The organism is Acinetobacter sp. YH12233 (assembly GCF_013417725.1).
GTDB lineage: Bacteria > Pseudomonadota > Gammaproteobacteria > Pseudomonadales > Moraxellaceae > Acinetobacter.
Genome location: NZ_VPDK01000076.1, coordinates 1 through 3,585 on the forward strand (window position 1 = coordinate 1; position 3,585 = coordinate 3,585).

The following is a 3,585-nucleotide window of genomic DNA, read 5'->3' on the forward strand; positions in this document are numbered from 1 at the left end:
GGCTGTTTTGGAAGCAGGAATATCAACACAAAAGCATTGAATAATTTTTTTAATCTTGTAGTGACTTAATTTACTGTTTTCTATCATGATTCTAGACTAACATAATCATTTTGCTAGTCTAGAGCCTAGTTTATTTATATGATGGAGACTAAAACTGGCATAAAAATAGCTTAATTTCATTGTCATCATCGCTATGTTATGGTGGAATCAAAACAGGATAAAAGGAGAATAAAAACCAAAAGATAGAAAACGTTATTGCTTGAGTCTTCCTTATTTGGGTTAGAAAAAAGTGGAAACACTGCTATTCGGAGAGTGGACATGAATAACAGCGCAAACTACATGAAACAGATAAAAAATGCCAAACGCGGTGGTTATACCCCAACCATTGCCAAAGACGTCAACAAACATAAGATTCAAAAAGCCCTAAAATTAATTGAACAGTGGAGAAGTCTTGCTCAAGAACTCAAACCTCAAATGCAGTTTGATATGGCCTTTACTTTAGAGGAATGCGCACAAGACCTGGATCGGATACTCAAAAGCAGATAATTCCCTTTTAACTCACTCATAATAGATTTTAAATATCAACCCCTTATCCTTGCCCATATCACTGATATGGGCAATTTCATGATTTAAATGTAGATGCCTGACTGAAGATGATTCAATGATCAGCAATAAAAAATTGGTTATAAGATTGAACGGTTATTTTTTGGCTTGCGCCCTTAAGAAAAATCTGTAAAATGCACTCCACAACGCCGGCATAGCTCAGTTGGTAGAGCAACTGACTTGTAATCAGTAGGTCCACAGTTCGAATCCGTGTGCCGGCACCATTTTCTTAGCCTCGCTTTTTAGTGAGGCTTTGATGTTTCTGGACTTGGTATTTTTATCTAGCTTGTCTCTAGTCTTCAGATCGCCTGCGCTGTCACCTGTACATATCGCACGATCCCATCCTGATATAACTTCCGACAAAGCTTTGCCGTCATCTGAAGTTTAAACTGATCCAGTCTTTTGCCTTTCTGTTTCAAGTCCTTTGAATTTAAATTCTGCGTTACATAATCAGCAAAACCTGAAAATACCGCTTCGGACAGATCTTCAATCTGAATATTCTTAAATTCAAAATTTTCCAGACAATGATAAAGCTCATTTTTCAACATCAGGTTTTTTAAATTGACATCGGCGGATTTCAGCAGAAACTGATATTTACGCTTTTGCAGCGCATTCAAGCTGTTCCATTTTTCAGACAAGATCAGATGATGAAAGCCAATCCGTGCATTGGTGTTCAAAACACTGCGTACCTGATCTAGAAGTTCGGGAACGGAACTATGATAGGCAGCATCCAGACATAGCACCACATCAAAGCGCTGGGAAAAATGCATGTCTTTTAAACGCAGGAAAGAAGCCGGATAGATGGCATTGAGATTAGGTAAATGTTGCTGAATATTCGCCACACAAGCAGGCTGAAGTTCTACACCGGCCAGATATTGCACCTGATAGTGTTGCTGCCAGTGCAACAGGCTGGCACCCTGGCCACAGCCCAGATCCAGCAATTTATCCTTTGAATTTAAACCGACCATTTCTGCCAAATGGTCGGCCAAAGTTCGACAGGCAGCTACATAATCCTGCTGCCCTTCCCGCCAATAACCCAGATTGCTCCAAGGCAACTGCGACTGGTCTCCCAGCAACGAAGCATCAATTGCATATTTATGTTGAGGAAGACGCTGACGAAGTGCCTGAAACCATTGCATCAATCAATAACCGAGTTGGGGTGCTACCTCGATCTTAGGTTTAAGTCCTTCAAATGGCAACGGTGCCCCCATAATTGCAGCAATTTTCATGGCAGAAGTCACTGCAGATTCCAAGATTGGTAAACCGTCCGATGACCATGAGCCGCAGTAGAACACTTTACGGTTCATTTCCAGATGACGATGCTGTAATTCTTTATTGAGGGCGATGGTATTAGCATCCACCACCGCACGGGTCAAGGTCACTGATGAAATCACTTTTTTCGGATCAATCTCAGTCACAGGACGCCAGGTCTGGAATACTGGTGATTTACCCACCAGACTCGGTTCAACCGCATTCAGCCAAACCGTAAATTGCTGACGGGTAAACTTGCGATCCATCATATAGCTGAGTACAGCCCAATCCTTACGTTTCGGTGGCATCACGCTGCTATCGCGGTGAATGACCAATTCACCCTGTTCAAATTTGAATTTCTTTAACAGCTCGATATCACGGCCAAACTGTTCATGATCCAGGAATTCATCAATATGATTGGTTGGTGTCGCAACCACCACGCGATCGAAGGTTTTCGACAGACCCGCTGCATTTTCTACCAGTACTTTGTCGCCCTGCTCTTTCACTGAGACAATTGGTGCACCACTTTCAATGTGAATGCCTTCAATCAGCTTGTCTACCAAAGCCGGAGTACCGCCCTGCATACGTAACAAGGCATCACCATCCGTTAGCTGACGCAGGAAAATCAATAGCGGTTTGGCTGGCCATTCACCAATGGTTTTTGGATTACAGGTACAGATGGTATACAGCACCGGCATCACCGCACCATGCCAGAACACTTCTTCAATCTCATTGCGATTGATAAATTCTGCCAGGCTGATGTCCTGATTTTTAGATTTAAAGAATTTTGCCAAAGCTGTTTTAAGCTGCAGCAAACCTTTGACCAGACGCCAGCCATATTGCTGGATGCCTTTGCGGTTATTGATAATCGGAATATTGCCAATCCGGCTACGTGACGTGGTTAGCCAGGTTTCTACCCGGTCTTCAAACAGCCAGCTACAGGCCATATAGGTACGTACCGGGTAAGTTTTAATGCCCAGATGAGTCGCCAGACTTAAGGTATTTTTCCACAGATAAGGATTCATCACACGTAAAGGTGCGTCAATGAGGCCTCCTTCAAATTCGAGACTATGACTGTCCATGCCGCGACCTTGAAGCGCTTCAAAAATAGTAATGCGATGTCCTGCGTCCTGAAGAATTCTGGCAGTAGCCAGTCCAGCCATGCCACTACCAATTACTGCGATATCCAATCTGATCATCCGTCATTGAAAAACTAAAAGAAATTATGAACCATGCTTTCGGCAAATAGGTTATTAAAATCTTCCAGAATACTTTTTTTTCGTAAGTCTGAGTTAACGTAACTTTACAAATAAATTACATTTTTTGAATAGCAAAAAACGTCTTTATATAGAGTGACTTAAACTCTCGTCATATTTAAACATTTAAAAATAAATCTTTAAAAAACAAATGATTTAATTAACCGATTTTTTAATCATCGGTTTACAAAGACCGCAAAACACTCTATAATATGCAGCACAAGAAAGAGATAAATTCATAGAGATAAACAAAATGAATTTATCCCAGAAACTCGTAAAAACGACAAGAAATTCCAGCGCATTAGAAAAAAAGCCTCTGCTTGTGCAGAGGCTTCTTTGTTTTAAGACTTGTCCCGTCCTGAAATAAGTTTACACCTTAAGAGACTTATTTTATGGAACATGCACAAGAACAACGAGTTAAACGCACACAACGTGATTATAGCTTCGCCTTTAAAATGATGGTTGTACATGAAGT

3 protein-coding genes, 1 tRNA gene and 1 pseudogene are annotated in these 3,585 nt (G+C 41.1%); 2 read left to right on the forward strand and 3 right to left on the reverse strand.

The window, feature by feature from the left end; genetic code table 11:
• Positions 1-87, reverse strand: a pseudogene (locus tag FTV12_RS16205) (IS1595 family transposase); the annotation flags it as partial.
• 231 nt (positions 88-318) lie between these two features.
• Here FTV12_RS16205 and FTV12_RS16210 point away from each other — a divergent pair.
• Positions 319-546, forward strand: a complete 228-nt coding sequence (locus FTV12_RS16210) for a hypothetical protein (RefSeq protein WP_004781576.1) — start codon at positions 319-321, stop codon at positions 544-546.
• Between the two features lie 205 nt (positions 547-751).
• A tRNA-Thr gene (locus tag FTV12_RS16215) sits at positions 752-827 on the forward strand.
• A 75-nt stretch (positions 828-902) separates the two neighbouring features.
• Here the strand turns inward: FTV12_RS16215 and FTV12_RS16220 are convergent.
• Together FTV12_RS16220 and FTV12_RS16225 are read right to left on the reverse strand one after the other, a co-directional pair.
• Positions 903-1,742, reverse strand: a complete 840-nt coding sequence (locus tag FTV12_RS16220; protein ID WP_180034339.1) for a cyclopropane-fatty-acyl-phospholipid synthase family protein — start codon at positions 1,740-1,742, stop codon at positions 903-905.
• Between the two features lie 3 nt (positions 1,743-1,745).
• A complete protein-coding gene (locus FTV12_RS16225; protein WP_125279600.1) occupies positions 1,746-3,053 on the reverse strand; it encodes an FAD-dependent oxidoreductase in 1,308 nt (435 codons plus the stop codon).
• Positions 3,054-3,585 lie beyond the last annotated feature (532 nt).

Coding starts and splice junctions, on each gene's coding strand:
- FTV12_RS16220 (WP_180034339.1), bottom strand. CDS start 1,742: ATGCAATGGTTTCAGGCACTTCGTCAGCGTCTTCCTCAACATAAATAT.
- FTV12_RS16225 (WP_125279600.1), bottom strand. CDS start 3,053: ATGATCAGATTGGATATCGCAGTAATTGGTAGTGGCATGGCTGGACTG.
- FTV12_RS16210 (WP_004781576.1), top strand. CDS start 319: ATGAATAACAGCGCAAACTACATGAAACAGATAAAAAATGCCAAACGC.